The sequence below is a fragment of the Bradyrhizobium genosp. SA-4 str. CB756 genome, from assembly GCF_000473125.1.
GTDB lineage: Bacteria > Pseudomonadota > Alphaproteobacteria > Rhizobiales > Xanthobacteraceae > Bradyrhizobium > Bradyrhizobium arachidis.
In genome coordinates this window covers 451,296-466,314 of record NZ_KI421499.1, presented here as the reverse complement: position 1 = coordinate 466,314, position 15,019 = coordinate 451,296, and the positions used below count along the sequence as shown (strand labels likewise).

General features: G+C 66.1%; 16 protein-coding genes and 1 pseudogene. 8 read left to right on the top strand and 9 right to left on the bottom strand.

Features of this window, described 5'->3' with window-relative positions; genetic code table 11:
- Window positions 1-21: 21 nt before the first annotated feature.
- A pseudogene (locus tag BRAGE_RS57855) lies at window positions 22-816 on the top strand (FecR family protein); the annotation flags it as partial.
- Window positions 817-1,156: 340 nt separating this feature from the next.
- Here BRAGE_RS57855 and BRAGE_RS57850 read toward each other — a convergent pair.
- The 3 genes from BRAGE_RS57850 to asd form a co-directional block, all read right to left on the bottom strand.
- Window positions 1,157-1,759, bottom strand: a complete 603-nt coding sequence (locus BRAGE_RS57850; RefSeq protein WP_416207761.1) for a DUF3071 domain-containing protein — start codon at window positions 1,757-1,759, stop codon at window positions 1,157-1,159.
- A gap of 254 nt (window positions 1,760-2,013) precedes the next feature.
- Entirely contained in the window at window positions 2,014-2,583 is a 570-nt protein-coding gene (locus BRAGE_RS0102275) for an NUDIX hydrolase (protein ID WP_027560659.1), read from the bottom strand.
- A gap of 68 nt (window positions 2,584-2,651) precedes the next feature.
- Window positions 2,652-3,515 carry an archaetidylserine decarboxylase gene (gene asd, locus BRAGE_RS0102270; protein ID WP_027560660.1) on the bottom strand — a complete coding sequence of 288 codons (864 nt, stop codon included), beginning with the start codon at window positions 3,513-3,515 and terminating at the stop codon, window positions 2,652-2,654.
- A gap of 35 nt (window positions 3,516-3,550) precedes the next feature.
- Here asd and BRAGE_RS0102265 point away from each other — a divergent pair, with 35 nt between their 5' ends.
- The gene (locus BRAGE_RS0102265) at window positions 3,551-5,215 is read left to right on the top strand and encodes an aminotransferase class III-fold pyridoxal phosphate-dependent enzyme (protein WP_027560661.1); all 1,665 of its coding nucleotides are present in this window, start codon (window positions 3,551-3,553) and stop codon (window positions 5,213-5,215) included.
- A 337-nt stretch (window positions 5,216-5,552) separates the two neighbouring features.
- Here the strand turns inward: BRAGE_RS0102265 and BRAGE_RS0102260 are convergent, their stop codons facing one another.
- From BRAGE_RS0102260 to BRAGE_RS0102250, 3 genes are all read right to left on the bottom strand, one after another.
- Entirely contained in the window at window positions 5,553-6,212 is a 660-nt protein-coding gene (locus BRAGE_RS0102260; RefSeq protein WP_027560662.1) for a hypothetical protein, read from the bottom strand.
- 154 nt (window positions 6,213-6,366) lie between these two features.
- On the bottom strand, window positions 6,367-7,056 hold the full coding sequence (locus tag BRAGE_RS0102255; protein WP_027560663.1) for a class I SAM-dependent methyltransferase: 690 nt from the start codon (window positions 7,054-7,056) through the stop codon (window positions 6,367-6,369).
- Between the two features lie 33 nt (window positions 7,057-7,089).
- Window positions 7,090-8,142, bottom strand: a complete 1,053-nt coding sequence (locus tag BRAGE_RS0102250; protein ID WP_027560664.1) for a glycosyltransferase family 4 protein — start codon at window positions 8,140-8,142, stop codon at window positions 7,090-7,092.
- Between the two features lie 271 nt (window positions 8,143-8,413).
- Between BRAGE_RS0102250 and BRAGE_RS0102245 the strand changes: the two genes are divergently transcribed.
- From BRAGE_RS0102245 to BRAGE_RS0102230, 4 genes are all read left to right on the top strand, one after another.
- Entirely contained in the window at window positions 8,414-9,130 is a 717-nt protein-coding gene (locus BRAGE_RS0102245) for a L,D-transpeptidase (protein WP_027560665.1), read from the top strand.
- Window positions 9,131-9,240: 110 nt separating this feature from the next.
- A complete protein-coding gene (locus BRAGE_RS0102240; protein ID WP_035730888.1) occupies window positions 9,241-9,663 on the top strand; it encodes a c-type cytochrome in 423 nt (140 codons plus the stop codon).
- Between the two features lie 92 nt (window positions 9,664-9,755).
- On the top strand, window positions 9,756-10,484 hold the full coding sequence (locus BRAGE_RS47635; protein ID WP_027560667.1) for a dienelactone hydrolase family protein: 729 nt from the start codon (window positions 9,756-9,758) through the stop codon (window positions 10,482-10,484).
- 24 nt (window positions 10,485-10,508) lie between these two features.
- Window positions 10,509-11,030: a GNAT family N-acetyltransferase gene (locus BRAGE_RS0102230; protein ID WP_027560668.1), complete on the top strand. Its 522-nt coding sequence runs from the start codon at window positions 10,509-10,511 to the stop codon at window positions 11,028-11,030.
- 35 nt (window positions 11,031-11,065) lie between these two features.
- Here BRAGE_RS0102230 and BRAGE_RS0102225 read toward each other — a convergent pair whose 3' ends face one another.
- On the bottom strand, window positions 11,066-11,320 hold the full coding sequence (locus tag BRAGE_RS0102225) for a hypothetical protein (RefSeq protein ID WP_027560669.1): 255 nt from the start codon (window positions 11,318-11,320) through the stop codon (window positions 11,066-11,068).
- Window positions 11,313-12,092 (bottom strand): DUF899 domain-containing protein, encoded by a 780-nt coding sequence (locus BRAGE_RS0102220; protein ID WP_027560670.1) that lies wholly within the window; start codon window positions 12,090-12,092, stop codon window positions 11,313-11,315. The genes BRAGE_RS0102225 and BRAGE_RS0102220 overlap by 8 nt, the downstream gene beginning before the upstream one ends.
- 138 nt (window positions 12,093-12,230) lie before the next feature.
- Between BRAGE_RS0102220 and BRAGE_RS0102215 the strand changes: the two genes are divergently transcribed.
- Together BRAGE_RS0102215 and BRAGE_RS0102210 are read left to right on the top strand one after the other, a co-directional pair.
- Window positions 12,231-13,451 carry a hypothetical protein gene (locus tag BRAGE_RS0102215; protein ID WP_027560671.1) on the top strand — a complete coding sequence of 407 codons (1,221 nt, stop codon included), beginning with the start codon at window positions 12,231-12,233 and terminating at the stop codon, window positions 13,449-13,451.
- A gap of 29 nt (window positions 13,452-13,480) precedes the next feature.
- Window positions 13,481-14,125, top strand: coding sequence for a Vgb family protein (locus tag BRAGE_RS0102210; RefSeq protein ID WP_027560672.1), 645 nt, complete (start codon window positions 13,481-13,483; stop codon window positions 14,123-14,125).
- Here BRAGE_RS0102210 and BRAGE_RS0102205 read toward each other — a convergent pair.
- Window positions 14,122-14,997: a LysR family transcriptional regulator gene (locus BRAGE_RS0102205; protein WP_027560673.1), complete on the bottom strand. Its 876-nt coding sequence runs from the start codon at window positions 14,995-14,997 to the stop codon at window positions 14,122-14,124. The genes BRAGE_RS0102210 and BRAGE_RS0102205 overlap by 4 nt on opposite strands.
- Between the last annotated feature and the right edge of the window lie 22 nt (window positions 14,998-15,019).

The window sequence follows — 15,019 nt, the reverse complement described above, 5'->3', positions numbered from 1 at the left end:
TCCCTATTGCGCAATTGCGCAATGGGGGCGATGCGAAGCATCGAACCCGGGATCTCGAGCGACGAACTCTCACCACAACTCCTAGATTCCGGGTTCGCGACTTCGTCGCGCCCCGGAATGACGAGCAAGAACAGACCGCCCTCCGCCGACACCGCCCCGCACCGTTCGAACGTTCGCCCCTCCCTCGCGACTCATGTTCATCCGCCATTCAGCTCCCTGCGGCTGATATCGGCCGATCTCGCCTCGCGTTCTCACCGGGACCTCCTCGTGACTTCATTGGTGGCTTGGCGCCGCTTCGTGTTCGCGCTCGTGCTGGCCTTGCCGCTGGCCGGCGTGCGCGTGGCTTGTGCATCCGATGCAATTGAAATCGCGCAGGCGCAGCCGGCACCTGCCGCCTCCCCGACGCCATCGGCATCGCCAACACCATCGGCTTCGCCGACGCCGGCGGCAGACGCGCAGACCACCGCCGTCGAGCCGATCGGCAACGTCGCGACCGTGACGGGGATCGCGACCGTGATCCGCGACAGGAATTCCTATCCGCTGCGCGTGCGCGACGACATCTATCTCAACGACGTCGTGCAGACCTCGTCGAACTCCTCGCTCGGCATCACCTTCAACGACGCGACCACGTTCAACCTCTCCGCCAGCGCCAAGATCACCATCGACAATTACGTCTATGAGGACGGCGGCAAGCAGAACTCGGCGATCTTCGACATCGGCAAGGGCACGGTCGCGTTCGTCGCCGCGGCGGTGGCGAAGACCGGCGACATGAAGATCACGACGCCGACCGCGACGCTCGGCATCCGCGGCACTACCGGCGTCGTCGACGTGCCGGAAGGCGCTGCGGCGAACAAAGCAAACAACGTCAACATCAAACTTTATCCCGACGCCGACGGCCGCGTCGGCCACATCGACGTCGACGACCGCAGCAGCGGCACGCGGCTCGGCGCGCTGACGCGGGCCGCGAGCGGCTTTGCGATCCGGCCTGGCGCAGCCACCGCCGGCGTCATGCGCTTCGCCGCGGTGCCGATCACGATTCCGGCGCAGCAGATCGCGCGCGACCGCGGCTTCGTCAGCCAGGTGCATCTGGCGCAGAGCACGGGCCGGCAGATCGTCACCGAGCAGCGCGACTTCCGCCGCGCCAATCCGGCCGCGATCAGCCGCATTCCGCGTCCCACCCAGCCGCCGCAGCAGCAGCAATTGCGCCCCACGACAGCGCCGGGTCAGCAACCGCAGCGGCCGAACGGCCAGCCCGGCCAGAACAACCGTCCCGGTCAACAGCAACAGCCGGGCACGCCGGGCCGCCAAGGTGCGCAGCCGCCGCAGCGGCAGGGACAAGGACAACAAGGACAAGGCGGCGCCGTGCAGCCGGGTGGCCAACGCGCAGGTCAAGGGCAGCAGCAACAGGGCCAGCAGCAACGGGGTCAACAACAGCCCGGTCAGCAGCAAGGTGCCGGACGTCCGACAGGTGCACCGCGCGCGGGGCAAAGCGGTCAGCAAGGCACGCAGCCAGGCGGCACGCCGCAAACCCAGCCGCCGCGCGGTGGACAGAATCCGGCGCAACCCGGAGCCGTGACACCGCCTCAGCCGGGCGGCACCGCTCCACAAGCACCGGCTCCGCAAACGCCGCGCACCGGCCTGCAACCCGGGCAGCCGCCAGCGCTGCAACAGCCGGGCATGCAGCGCCAAGGCGGATTCGGGCAGCGCCTCCCCAGCGCGCAACGCCCCGCAGCCCCGCGCAAACCGGCGTCGGCTCCAAAGGAGAAGGAGCGGCGGTGAAGTGTGGCGTGCATCAGTGCGCTCGGTGCACTCCCTCGCCCCGCTATTACGGGGAGAGGGTTGGGGTGAGGGGCTGCTTCCGCGAACTCGATTTCAATCGTAAGCGCAGCACTCAACTCAATCGTACGAGTCGGATGGACTTCCATTCTTGCAACGGTGTGCCCAGCCCCTCACCCGGATCGCTTGCGCGATCCGACCTCTCCCCGCTGAAGAGCGGGGAGAGGTAAAGAGCCCTCATGCCTCGCCGCGAAGCCAGGCCCGCACCTTCTGCAACAGGCCATGCCGCAGTTCGTCGACGGAGGCGGCCTCAGCCGGTGTCAGCGTCTGCAAGGCGGCATCGATGTCGTCGGCCGCCAGCGTTGGCGCCGGCTCGGGCGCAGGCGCGGGCACCGGCCCAGCGGCCGCAAGCGCGATCGGGCCGACTTGCGTCAGGAACGCGCGCTCATATTCACGCGACAGGCGGGCGAGCGCGTCGTCGAGTGTCAGCCAGTCCACCGCCTTGATGTCGTTCATCAGCTTGCGGACGGGACCGCCATCGGCTTCCATCCGCCAGAAATGCACGACCTTGGAGCGCCCGCCCGACTGGTAGACCAGCGTGCCCAGAAATTCGTGCATGGCCACGTCATGGCCGGTCTCTTCGAGCACCTCGCGATGCGCGGCTTCCTTCGGCGTCTCGCCGTCGTCGAGCTTGCCCTTGGGCAGGACCCATTCGTTGCGCTTGCGCTGGCGCACGACCGCGATCAGCGGCGTCGAACCACGCCGCAGCACAATACCACCCGCCGCCATCACCGGCGCTCGCGCCATCACCCAATCCGTCGTCGTCAGAACCGTCCCCGGGGACGATATAGGCGAAGGTCAGGGCAGATTGAAGGCTACTTTCTTTTCAACAGCGCTTGACCTGCGCGAATGCGCGTGCCCTCGGCGATACCGTCGCAGAAGGTAAAATCGCCGGGCGCCAGGATGATGATGGTCGAGCCGTGCTCGAACCAGCCGAGCTCCTCGCCCTTGGTCACGTTGACGTCGCAGGGGAAATTGACCGGGCCGCGGGTCTGCGCGTTCAGCACCATGTCGAGGAAGTGCAACCGAATGCTTGCGACCAGGATCGCAGCAACCGGCACGAGCGTCACCGCCTCGCCGGTCGAAAGATGCGTGCGGATCACCGCGCGCTCGTTCTTGCAGAACAGCCGCTCCACGCGCTTGAGCGCGATCGGATTGACGTTCCAGACGTCGCCATGGATCAGCGTGACCCGCTCGATATGGGCGTCATAGGGCGCATGGAAGCGGTGATACATGCTCGAGGTCAACCGCAGCGTGACGAAGCTTCCGTTGCGGTGCTGATCGACCAGCGCGGAGTCGCCGACGAGGTCCAGCAACGAATACGGCGCGCCCTTGACCTGGAACAGTTCGGTATCGGCGATCCGGCCATGGGCGCCGACGATGCCGTCGGACGGGCTGGCGACGACCGCCGGATCGAGATCAAAGGGCCGCAGGCCAGGCTTGAGCTCCCGGGTGAAGCAGTCGTGCAGACTCCTGAAATGGGTCTTGCGCGCCTCCGACAGATCGAGGTCGGAGAACAGCTTCCACAGCGCGATCGAGAAGTCCCGTACCAGCGGATTCTCGATCTTGGAGAACCAACCCATGAACCGGGTCAGGGCCGCGCGGGGGATGCGGTTGGTCAACAGGAAGTTGAGGTCTTCCTGCTGGGTGAAAGAGGCAATGAGGGCTTTGACTGTCATGAATCTGTCAGCTCGCAGGGTTAGCGCTTGTTGTCATGGAAACGACACTCCCGATTCTCTCGATGTCCGTGGCCGCCGCAGCGTCTGCTGCCGCCGTCCTCCCGAAGATCAAGGCGCGGGTCGAACTGTCCCGCGCCAAGCACCGCTCGCTCGCCGGACACTCCAAGATGTCGCGGCGGGTGGCCAAGCTGCTGCCGTTCTACGAGTTCGAGGGTGACAAGTATTTCGGCTGCGACGGCGCGCCTGACAACGTGGTGAAGCAGCGCAAGGACGCCTTCTTCCGTCTCGCAGCTCTCTACGCCGATCGCTACCCCAAGGGCCGCGCGATGACGAAGCAAGCGGCCGAGACGATCTCCGACCTCAACTTCACCGAAAGCTACCGCGTGCCGTTCCAGTTCTCGCGACTCGTCCGCGAGCATCTGGGCACCTCGACCTTCATGGAGTCCTCGAGCGGCGTCACCGTCACCGATGTCGACGGCAACACTTCCTACGACCTCACGGGCTCCTACGGCGTCAACATCTTCGGCAACGACTTCTATAAGGAGTGCATCGAGGGCTCCGAGAAGCGCGCGCATGCGCTCGGTCCCGTGCTCGGTCCCTACCACCCCGTCATCCTCGAGAACGTGCAGCGGCTCAGCCATATCTCGGGCCTCGACGAAGTCTCGTTCCACATGTCCGGCACCGAAGCCGTGATGCAGGCCGTGCGCCTTGCGCGCTACCACACCAAGCGCACGCATCTGGTCCGTTTCGCCGGCGCTTATCACGGCTGGTGGGGCGACGTGCAGCCCGGTGTCGGCAATCCGATTCCCGCGCACGAGACCTACACGCTTTCCGAGATGTCCGAGAAGACGCTGCACGTGCTGCGCACGCGCAAGGACATCGCCTGCGTGCTGGTCAACCCGCTGCAGGGCCTGCATCCGAACAGCAACGCGCCCGGCGATTCCTCGCTGGTCGACAGTTCCCGCGGCGGCAATTTCGATCGCGCCGCCTACACCGAATGGCTGAAGAAGCTGCGCGAGGTCTGCGACCAGCGCGGCATCGTGCTGATCTTCGACGAGGTCTTCGTTGGCTTCCGTCTCGCCGCCGGCGGCGCCCAGGAATATTTCGGCGTCAAGGCCGACATGGTGACCTACGGCAAGAGCCTCGCCGGCGGCCTGCCGGTCGGCGTGGTCTGCGGCAAGAAGGAATTGATGCGCCGCTTCCGCGACGACCGGCCCGCCGACATCTGCTTTGCGCGCGGCACCTTCAACTCGCATCCCTACGTCATGACGGCGATGGACGAGTTCTTGAGCCGCCTCGCCAGCCCGAACTTCCGCGCCATCTATGACGGGCTGGATGCGACCTGGAACGGCCGCGTCGCGAGGCTCAACCAGATGATGACCGACGCCAAGCTGCCGGTACAGTTCGCCAACTTCTCGTCGATCTGGACGGTGAAATACACCACCCCATCCCGCTACAACTGGATGCTGCAATACTATCTGCGCGCCGAAGGGCTGGCGCTGAGCTGGGTCGGCACCGGCCGGCTGATCTTCAGCCTGAACTACACCGACGCCGACTTCGCTGAGGTCGCCGAGCGCTTCGTCCGCGCCGCCGAGAAGATGAAGGCCGACGGCTTCTGGTGGCACGACGGCGTGCTCACCAACAAGAACATCAAGCGGCAGATCTTGAAAGAGATGCTGGCCAAGCGCTTCGGGCGCTGAGGCTTCGCTACGCGCACACCGCATACCTGCCGCCCCGAACACCGCTCTCTCTTCCCTCTCTCCCCGCTTGCGGGGAGAGAGTTGGGGTGAGGGGGACTCCCCGCGCGCGCGGTGAGAGTTGGTGGACGCCCAGCTAGCAGAGCCCCCGCGGAGAGCCCCCCTCACCCGGCTTTGCGCTACGCGCAAAAACGACCTCTCCCCGCAAGCGGGGCGAGGTGAAGAGAGCGCGCTCCTCGCCAGAGTCACTTTGAAAGCATCCCCAAGACGTGGATGCCCGGCACGAGGCCGGGCATGACGCAACCATCAGACATCGGAGTGTTTTGTGTGAGCTGCGCGCTCAGGCGTGCTGCTCTTCGAGCGCGGGCTCGGCGATGAGGCCCAGCGTGTGCTCGGGGTTGAGGTGCAGACCCGGGTCCATCAGCTCGCCGCGCATCAGCGCCAGCGGAGCAGAGCGATAGAGCATCAGATCGTGGAAGGGGTCGGTCAGGATCTTGGTCATCCAGACGAGGCCGGTCTCGACGTCGCGGATGAAGAACAGGTGCACGGTGCGGAACAGGAGGCCGCCGCCGCCGATGAAGAGCCAGATCTTGGCCGTCTGCCGCATGAAGTCGGTCACGCTGGCCCAGGGGGTGAACAGGCCGAACAGCGTCGGATCGACGAACAGCACCAGCGGCGAGAGCGCCCAGATCGCCATCAGCACCACCTTGCGCTGAAGGTTGTAGCCGACCTTGATCTCTTCCTTGTACTCGTGCGTCGCCTGGTTGATGTGGTCGTAATCGTGCGGCTCGAAGAAGAAGTGACCGGCCTGGCGCGAGGTCATCGAGACCAGCCAGCCGACCAGGGCGGAGATCACGGGGTCGACGAACAGCCAGACATAGGCGAAGAGAAAGCTCAGCGCGCTGACGAAGTGCAGGCTCTGATTGATGCGGCTGTGGTGATAGTAGCGATGGTCGTCCCAGCGCTGGATCCGCAGCTGCTCGAGATAGTTCTTGATCATGCTCTCCCCCAAAATGCTTCGGGTTCAGGATTTACAGGGATTCGATGTAGGCCGTGTGACATCATCATTTTGTCATATGACGATGTGCAGCGACGCGATGACGCACGCGAACACGTGAGCGGCGGAGCGAGCCGCCGCTCGTACGCAGCCCTGCTCAGGCTGCCTTGGCGACGTCGACCTTGCGGAAGCGCACCAGCGAGAAGTGGCCGAGCGGCGGAATCAGACGGCGCTCGGCGAGCTCGATGCCATTGGCACCGGAGAGCCACTTCGCGTAACGCGACCAGGCGAACTCGGCGGTGCGGAAGCCGAGCGGACGCACCACGGGCTGGAGCTTCTGCTCGATGAAGCGGCGCATGCCGGTGTCGGCGCTGACGCGGGTCAGGATGATCAGCTCGCCGCCCGGACGCAGCACGCGGGCGAATTCGTCGAGCGCCTTCTCCGGATTCGGCACGGCGGTGACGACATACTGCGCCATCACGACGTCGAAGGAATTGTCGGGGAATTCGAGCTTCTCGGCGTCCATCACCGCGAGGCCCTCGACATTCTTGAGGTTGCCTTCGCTGACGCGGCGGCGCGCCTTGTCGAGCATCGCGTCCGAAATGTCGGTGCCGAAGATGCGCAGATGCGGAGCGTACAGCGGCAGCGAGATGCCGGTGCCGACACCGACCTCGAGCACACGACCGCCGATCTTGTTGGTGGCTGCGATCGCGGCCTGACGGCCCTTGGCAAACACACCGCCGAACACGAGATCGTAGACGGGCGCCCAGCGGTCATAAGCCTGCTCGACCGAGCCACGGGTGAGGTCAAGCTGCTGGGTGCCGTCAAGGTTCATGATCTTAGCCATCGATGAGGTTCTCGCTGTGGGTCAAAGCTATGGTCAACCGCGCACCGGCCGCCGCGCCATGACGGGCGAGGCGCGCAGGACGCGGCTGGGCTGAAGTGAGGTGAGATTGCCGACGAACTGGCGCGCGCTGTTCTCCCAGGATCGCTCGAGCGCGAAGTTGCGGCAGGTCTCGCGCGACATGGTGAGCGCGCGCAGGCACGCAGTACGCAGGTCATGGTCGATCGCGCCGATCGGATGATCAGCGATGACGTCCTTCGGGCCCGTCACCGGAAACGCAGCAACCGGCGTGCCGCAGGCGAGTGCCTCGAGCTGCACCACGCCGAACGTGTCGGTCAGGCTCGGGAAGACGAAGACGTCGGCGGCTGCGAGATGCGCGGTGAGATCCGCGCCCTTCTTCTCGCCGAGGAACACGGCATCGGGATATTTTTTCTCCAGCGCCGCCTTCTGCGGGCCGTCGCCAACGACGACCTTGGTGCCGGGCAGGTCAAGCGAGAGGAAGGCGTCGAGGTTCTTCTCCACCGCGACGCGGCCCATGGTCATGAAGATCGGGCGCGGCAGATCGAGCTTGGCGGGACTGTCGGGATGGAACAGCTCGGTATTGACGCCGCGTCCCCAGAAGCCCAGCCGCTTGAAGCCGCGCTCGGACAGCTCCTGCCGCAGCGAGGGCGTCGCCACCATGGTCATGGCGGCGGCATCGTGGAAGTGGCGCAGCACGGCATAGCCGACGGCATCAGGGATGCCGGTCCGCACCGAGACGTATTCGGGAAAACGCGTCGTATAGGAGGTCGTGAACGCAAGGCGGTTGCGGCGGCAATAGGCGCGCGCAGCCCAGCCGATCGGGCCTTCAGTGGCAATGTGCAGCGCGTCGGGCGCCGCCTTCTCGATCCGCCGCGCGATCTCCTTTCCGCTCGGCAGCGCGATGCGCAGGCCCGGATAGGTCGGCAGCGGCCAGGACCGGAAGCCGTCCGGGGTAAGGAAGTCGATCTCGACGTCGAGCGCCTTGGCCGCGTTGGCCAGCGAGGTCAGGGTGCGGACCACACCGTTGACCTGCGGATGCCAGGCGTCAGTCGCGATTAATACCCGCATGGGGAAATCCCGAGAGGTTGATGATTCTCGGCTTAGGACCATCAACCAAGGATATTTCAGGCGTGTGACGTCACATAAATGTCGGCCCGCTGTTTTGTTGGTTAACAGCCGCGCCCGGCCACGAAACTGTCATGAAACAATCCTTGCCGCGACGAAACCGTTTTCGGTTTTCCGCGCAAACGTCCCGAAACTTCTTTCCGTTAGGGATTTAGGCAACGGAGCACCGAAACGGTGCCGCGGTGGCATCACACCGAGCAAACAGGGGCGATCAATGTTCAATCTGGACACGTTCAAGACGTATTCGCGCGCCGTTGCTTTTGGCGCAGTCGCGATCTCCGCAATCGCATTTGCCGGCCCGGCCAAAGCCGCGCCCGTGCAGCTCTTCCCGTTCTTCCAGCCGCTGCCGCCGATGGCGGCGCCGCAGCCGCTGCAGCCCTATCAGCCCTACCAGGCGCCGACCTATCAGACCGCGCCGTCCGAGGATCAGGACGCGGTCGAGATGCCGGCACGCTTCCGCCGCCAGACCGTCTCCTACGCGACGCGTGAAGCGCCGGGCACCATCATCATCGATACGCCGAACACTTATCTCTATTACGTGCTCGGTAACGGCCAGGCGCTGCGTTACGGCATCGGCGTCGGCCGCGACGGCTTCACCTGGTCCGGCATCCAGTCGGTGAGCAAGAAGGCCGAGTGGCCGGATTGGACTCCGCCGCCGGAGATGATCGCCCGCCAGCCCTATCTGCCGCGCCACATGGCCGGCGGCCCCGGCAATCCGCTTGGCGCCCGCGCCATGTATCTCGGCGGCACCATCTACCGCATCCACGGCACCAACGCGCCCGAGACCATCGGCAAGCACGTCTCCTCCGGCTGCATCCGCATGACCAACCAAGACGTCACCGACCTCTATTCCCGCGTCAACGTCGGCACCAAGGTGATCGTGTTGCCGATGTCGGAGCGCCGCGCCGATCTCGGCGCCGCGACGCGCTAACGCGACAGGACATTGTGACGCAAACGGCCCCGGAACCCACCGGGGCCGTTTTCGTTTGCCCTCGACATTCCGGCGCGCCTGCTGCGGCGCGTTTCGCCATGGAGGTGCATATGCAACCACACCTGCAAGCCTTGCCCGGCACCTGGCTGCGCGGACTCGCCTGTGCCGGAGCGCTGGGGTTGCTCTTGTCCGCGCCTTCCTCGCGCGCGCAACAGCCGGCAGGCGGCGACGCAGCCCAGCAGGCCTTCAACAATTCCTGCCGGACCTGCCACTCCGTGAAGGAAGGCGACAACCGCCTCGGTCCCAATCTCAACAAGATCGTCGGACGAAAGGCCGGATCGCTGCCGGACTACAACTACTCTCCGTCGATGAAGGACGCTGGCTTCGTCTGGGATCAGGACAAGCTCACCCGCTTCATGGTCAAGCCGGACGAGGTCGTGTCCGGCAACAAGATGCAGCCCTATGGCGGTGTGTCAGCGGAGGAAGCGGCGAAGGTGGTTGCTTATCTGCAAGCGGCGCCAAGCGCGCAATAGCAGGCTGATCGGCAGCCAACCGCTCCACGGCGACAACCGACAATTGCGCCTCCGTGGCCCTCGTGGTCTTCTGAACCGGCGAGGGACGCCGAATGAGCACAACCATTCTCGAATATCAGGACAGCGCCGCCCGGCTCCGAGGCCTTCTGGTCGCGGATGACTCCGCCGCCTTCAGACGGCCCGGCATCGTCCTGTTTCCGGACGCGCGCGGCATCGGCACCCAGGCCATCGCCCGGGCCGAGCGCCTGGCCGCCCTTGGCTTCGCCGTGCTCGTGGCCGACCTCTACGGCGCCGGCAAAACGGCGCCCGACGTGCCGCAGGCGATCGAGCTCATGAACGCGCTCCGCGCCGACACCGCGCGCTGGCGCGAGCGGGCACAGGCAGCGCATCTGGCGCTGGCCGGGCACGCCGCGGTCGATGCCACCAAGCTCGCCGCGATCGGTTATTGCTTCGGCGGCACCACCGCACTCGAGCTGGCGCGTGCCGGCGCCAATCTTCTGGCAGTCGTGAGCTTCCATGGTGGGCTCACCAGCGAACGACCGGACGATGCCGTCAACATCAAGGCCAGGGTGCTGGTGTGTCATGGCGCTGCCGACGCGCTGGTGTCGCTGGCGCAGCTCGCGAGTTTCCAGGACGTCATGAGCAGGAGCAGCGTCGACTGGCAGGTCCTTGTCCAGGGCGGCGCGCCGCATGGCTTCACCAATCCGGAGCTCATCGAGGCCGGGCTTCCGAACCATGGCTATCACGAAGCCGCCGATCGCCGCTCCTGGGCTGCGATGCTCGGCCTGTTCGGGGAAGCCTTCGGAGTGGAGCTGCGCTAGCCAAACCCAGGGAATCCATTAGTCATGCCGCACGTCCCCACCACCGTCGCGATCAGGCTGCTCACGGCTTCCGACGCAGCTCCTTACCGCACCATCAGGCTGGAAGCCCTCGCCGCGCATCCCGAGGCCTTTGCCAGCGCGTTCGCGCGCGAGCAGGACAAGCCGCTTGCCTGGTTCGAGGAGCGTCTCACGACGTCGGATGTCTTCGGCGCCTTTATCGCGGAGGAGCTTGTCGGCGTCGCCGGCTTCTGGCGGCAAGAAGGCGCGAAGACCGAGCACAAGGCCGTTCTCTGGGGCATGTATGTACGCCCCGATGCGCGAAAATCCGGCGTGGGGCGTCGCCTCGTCGACGCGCTCGCGGCACATGCCGCAGAGCGGGTCGAACAGCTCCAGCTTGCCGTCGTCAGCGAGAATGCGGCGGCTATCCGGCTCTACACTGGCGCCGGGTTCGTTGAGTACGGCCGCGAGGTGAAAGCCCTCAAGCTGGACGGCCGATACTTCGATGAGATCCTGATGGCCTTGTTCTTTGACCGAAGCGGCAAGTGAAAAAGGCCATCCGGTTCTCACCGGATGGCGCCCGGTCACTCCGCGATCAGCCTCAGCCACGCCGCCGAATGAAACGCGCTCATCAAGAGATACATCGGCACCATCCCGCCGAGCAGAGACCCCTGCCCGGCGGCGCACAGCATGTCTGCCGGGCCGCCGAGCACCGCCGTCAGCACGGCCATGATCGCGAAGGTTGGTGTCGCCGCCAAGGCCAGCCATCTGGCGAGGTGGCGCAGGGCCACGATGCCATTGCGGCCGGCGCCGGCGGTTGCGCTGACGGGACTAGTCACGGCCTTCCGCGGCCTCCTCGCGAAACGCCTTCTCGCCGGCGTCCGAGATCTCGACCCATTTCTTGTCGGGTGCAGCGCCCTCGGTGTAGCTGTCGTGCCAGTTCCACCATTTGTAGGTCGGCGTCTGCGGATAGCCTTTTGGCGAGTCTTCCCAGACCTCCTGCCGGCCGAGCGGCGTGATGTCGAGATAGTTCCAGGTGCCGCCCATCTGCTCGTCGCCGCGGCTCTTGACGAAATAGGTGCGGAAGATGCGGTTGCCGTCGCGGAAGAACACGTTGGTGCCGTGCCACTCGTCGACGCCGAAATCCTTGTCGAAGCTGTCGGTGACGGTGACCCAGGGCATGGTCCAGCCCATCCGCTTCTTCAACCTGGCGATGTCGGCCTGCGGCGCGCGCGAGGCGAACACCAGCGTGGTGTCGCGGGCATTGAGATGCGAGACATGGGCGACCTGGTCGGCGACCATCGAGCAGCCGCGGCAGGCATGATCGGGCCAGCCGAACACGCCAGGCTCGAAGAAGGCGCGGTAGACGATCAGCTGCCGCCGCCCCTGGAACAGATCAGTCAGACTGACCTTGCCGCCGGGCCCCTCGAACGCATAGGTTTTGGTCACTTCCATCCACGGCATGCGCCGGCGCTCGGCGGCCAGGGCGTCGCGGGCACGGGTATGCGCCTTTTCCTTCACGAGCAGTTGCTGACGGGCTGCCTCCCAGTCCTGAGGCGACACCACCGGCGGTGTCTGCATGGCGGTCTGTTTGTCTGCTGAAGTCATCATGGTTCTCCAAAGCTCTTCCCTGAACGACCATTCCGCGTCTCACGGAACCGATCGCCCCTCGCCGCACATCGTCGGCCGTCAACGATTTCTGGCACCTCGCGGTTGCGCGGTGGGAGTAACAAGTGTGGCGGGATTTGAATGGAATCGCTGATCACGGCCGCGGCGCGCGCGTTGGAGGCCGGCGATCCGCTCGGCGCGCTGAACCGCGTTGCGCTGCGCAATGATGCACCCTCGCTGGCGCTGCGCGGCATCGCGATGGCGCAGCTCGGCGATCTCGCCAAGGCGAAGACGCTGCTGCGCAGCGCCGCGCGTGCCTTCGGTCCGCGCGAGGCGGTGGCGCGGGCAAGATGCGTCGTGGCCGAGGCCGAGATCGCGCTGGTCTCGCGCGACCTGAGCTGGCCGGTGAAGGCGCTCGCGGCCGCGCGCGCAACGCTCCAACAGCACGGCGATCTCGCCAACGCCGCGCATGCGGGCCACATCGAAGCGCGGCGCCTGCTCCTGGTCGGACGCGTCGACGAGGCCGAGCGGACGCTGGCCGGGCTTGGCACTCCCCCGCTCCCGCCTGCGTCTCTGGCCATCCGCGAGCTCGTCGCTGCCGGCATCGCAATCAGGCGGCTCAGAACCAGAGACGCGCGCGCGGCGCTCGGCCGTGCGGCGCGCGCAGCGCGGCTGGCGAATATCCCGGCGCTCGTGGCCGAGGTCGGCAGCGCGAACCTCATCCTCGACACGCCGGCCGCACGGCTGATCGCGGGCGGCAACGAACATCCGTTGTTGCTCGGAGAGGTCGAACGGCTGGCGACCTCGACGGCACTGGTCGTGGACACCTTCCATCACGTCGTGCGCCGGCAAGGCGTTGCCGTATCGCTCGGAACGCGCCCGGTGCTGTTCGCGCTCGCGCGTCTCCTGGCCCAGGCGTGGCCCGCGGATGTCTCGCGAGAGATGCTGATCGCGGGGGCGTTCCGCGCGAAGCACGCCGATGAATCGCATCGCGCGCGATTGCGCGTCGAGGTCGGGCGGCTCCGCACCAAGCTGAAGCCGCTCGCCGAGATCAGCGCGACGAAGCAGGGTTTTGTGCTGGCGCCGCGCAAGACGCGCGACATTCTCGTGCTGGCGCGGCCCGTCGAGGAGAAGCACGCCGCCGTCCTCGCCTTTCTCGCCGACGGCGAGCCGTGGTCGAGCTCGGCACTCGCGCTGGCGCTCGGAACCAGCGCGCGCACCGTGCAGCGGGCGCTCGACGAGCTGGCGCGCTCGAACAAGGTGCAGTCGTTCGGACACGGACGGGCACGACGCTGGATGACGCCGCCCGTCCCGGGATTCCCGACAGGCTTGTTACTCCCCACGCCGCTGCTGAAGACGTAAGATTGCGGCACATCACAGGGACCATGCACATGAAACGTTCAGCCGCCGAGATCGTCAGGGAGTACGGGCCGTTTGCGGGTGTCGAGGCCGTGCATGGCGTCACCTATGACGGCACCCATGTCTGGTTCGCATCGGGCGACAAGTTGAGCGCGATCGATCCCGCCAGCGGCAAGGTCGCGCGCTCGATCGATGTCGCCGCGCATGCCGGAACGGCGTTCGACGGCCGCCATCTGTTTCAGATCGCCGAGGATCGCATCCAGAAGATCGATGCCGCGACCGGCAAGGTGCTCAGCACGATCCCCGCGCCCGGCGGCGGCGGCGATTCAGGGCTTGCCTGGGCGGAGGGCTCGCTCTGGGTCGGACAATATCGCGAACGAAAAATCCATCAGGTCGATCCGGACACCGGAAAGATCCTCCGCACCATCGAGAGCAAGCGTTTCGTCACCGGCGTCACTTGGGTCGACGGCGAGCTCTGGCACGGCACCTGGGAAGGCGAGGACAGCGACATCAGGCGGATCGATCCCGAGACAGGCAAGGTGCTGGAGCAGCTCGACCTACCCTCTGGGACGATGGTCTCTGGCCTCGAGTCCGACGGCGCAGATCGCTTCTTCTGCGGTGGTGGGGAGCGCGGCAATGTGAGGGCGGTCCGCCGCCCCAGGCGCTCGTCCCGCTAGCCGCGCAACGCCTCGCGCAGCAAGCCGGCGAAATCGCGGGCGATCTGCGACGGCTCCTCGTGCGTCGGGAACAGGATTGCTATCTGGTAGGAAATCGCCGGCTGCAGCGGACGCAGGACGAGGTCCGCCGTGAACGAACGGCTCACGACGGGATCGACGATACCGACGCCGCGGCCCGCCGCAACCAGCTCGCAAGCCGTGGAGAAGAATTCCGTCTCCGCAACCACATTCCAGCGTGCCCCGAAGCTGGAGAAGGCGGACGCAAGCTGCTGATACACGGGATCGCCGCGAAACAGCGTCACGAACGGCACCCCGTCGAGATCGCGCGGCGTCAATTGCTTTCGCCTGGCCAGCGGATGTCCCTTCGGCAGCATGCACATGCATTCGTATGAAAACACCTCCATGTGGGAGGTCGGGTAATCGAGCGGCAGCTCCGCCACCGCGAGATCGAACTGCTGCGTCGACATCAGCTCGCGAACGGAGGCCGAGTTGCGGGTGATGATCTTGGCCTGGAGCTGCGGCCGCTTCGCGGAGAATTTGGAGACCAGGCGCGGCAGCAGGCTGATCGACAGGCTGGGATAGGCCGCGATCGCAAGGTGCCCGCGGCTGCCGGACCGGATCTCGCCGGCAATGCGCGCGGCGTTCTCCACCGCGTCGAGGGCGCGCGCCGCCTCGACATAGAACAGCTTGGCCTCAGGCGTCGGCTGCAGCCGCCCGCCGCGGCGCACGAACAGCGTGAGCCCGGTCGCATGTTCGAGATTGGCGATCATGGTGCTGATCCCCGGCTGCGACATGCCCAGCAATTCGGCCGCCCGGGTCATGGTGCCGTGAAGCATCAAGGCGCGAAAGCATTCCAGCTGGCGTAGCCGCATCGCGAGGCTCCGGAAGAGGTTA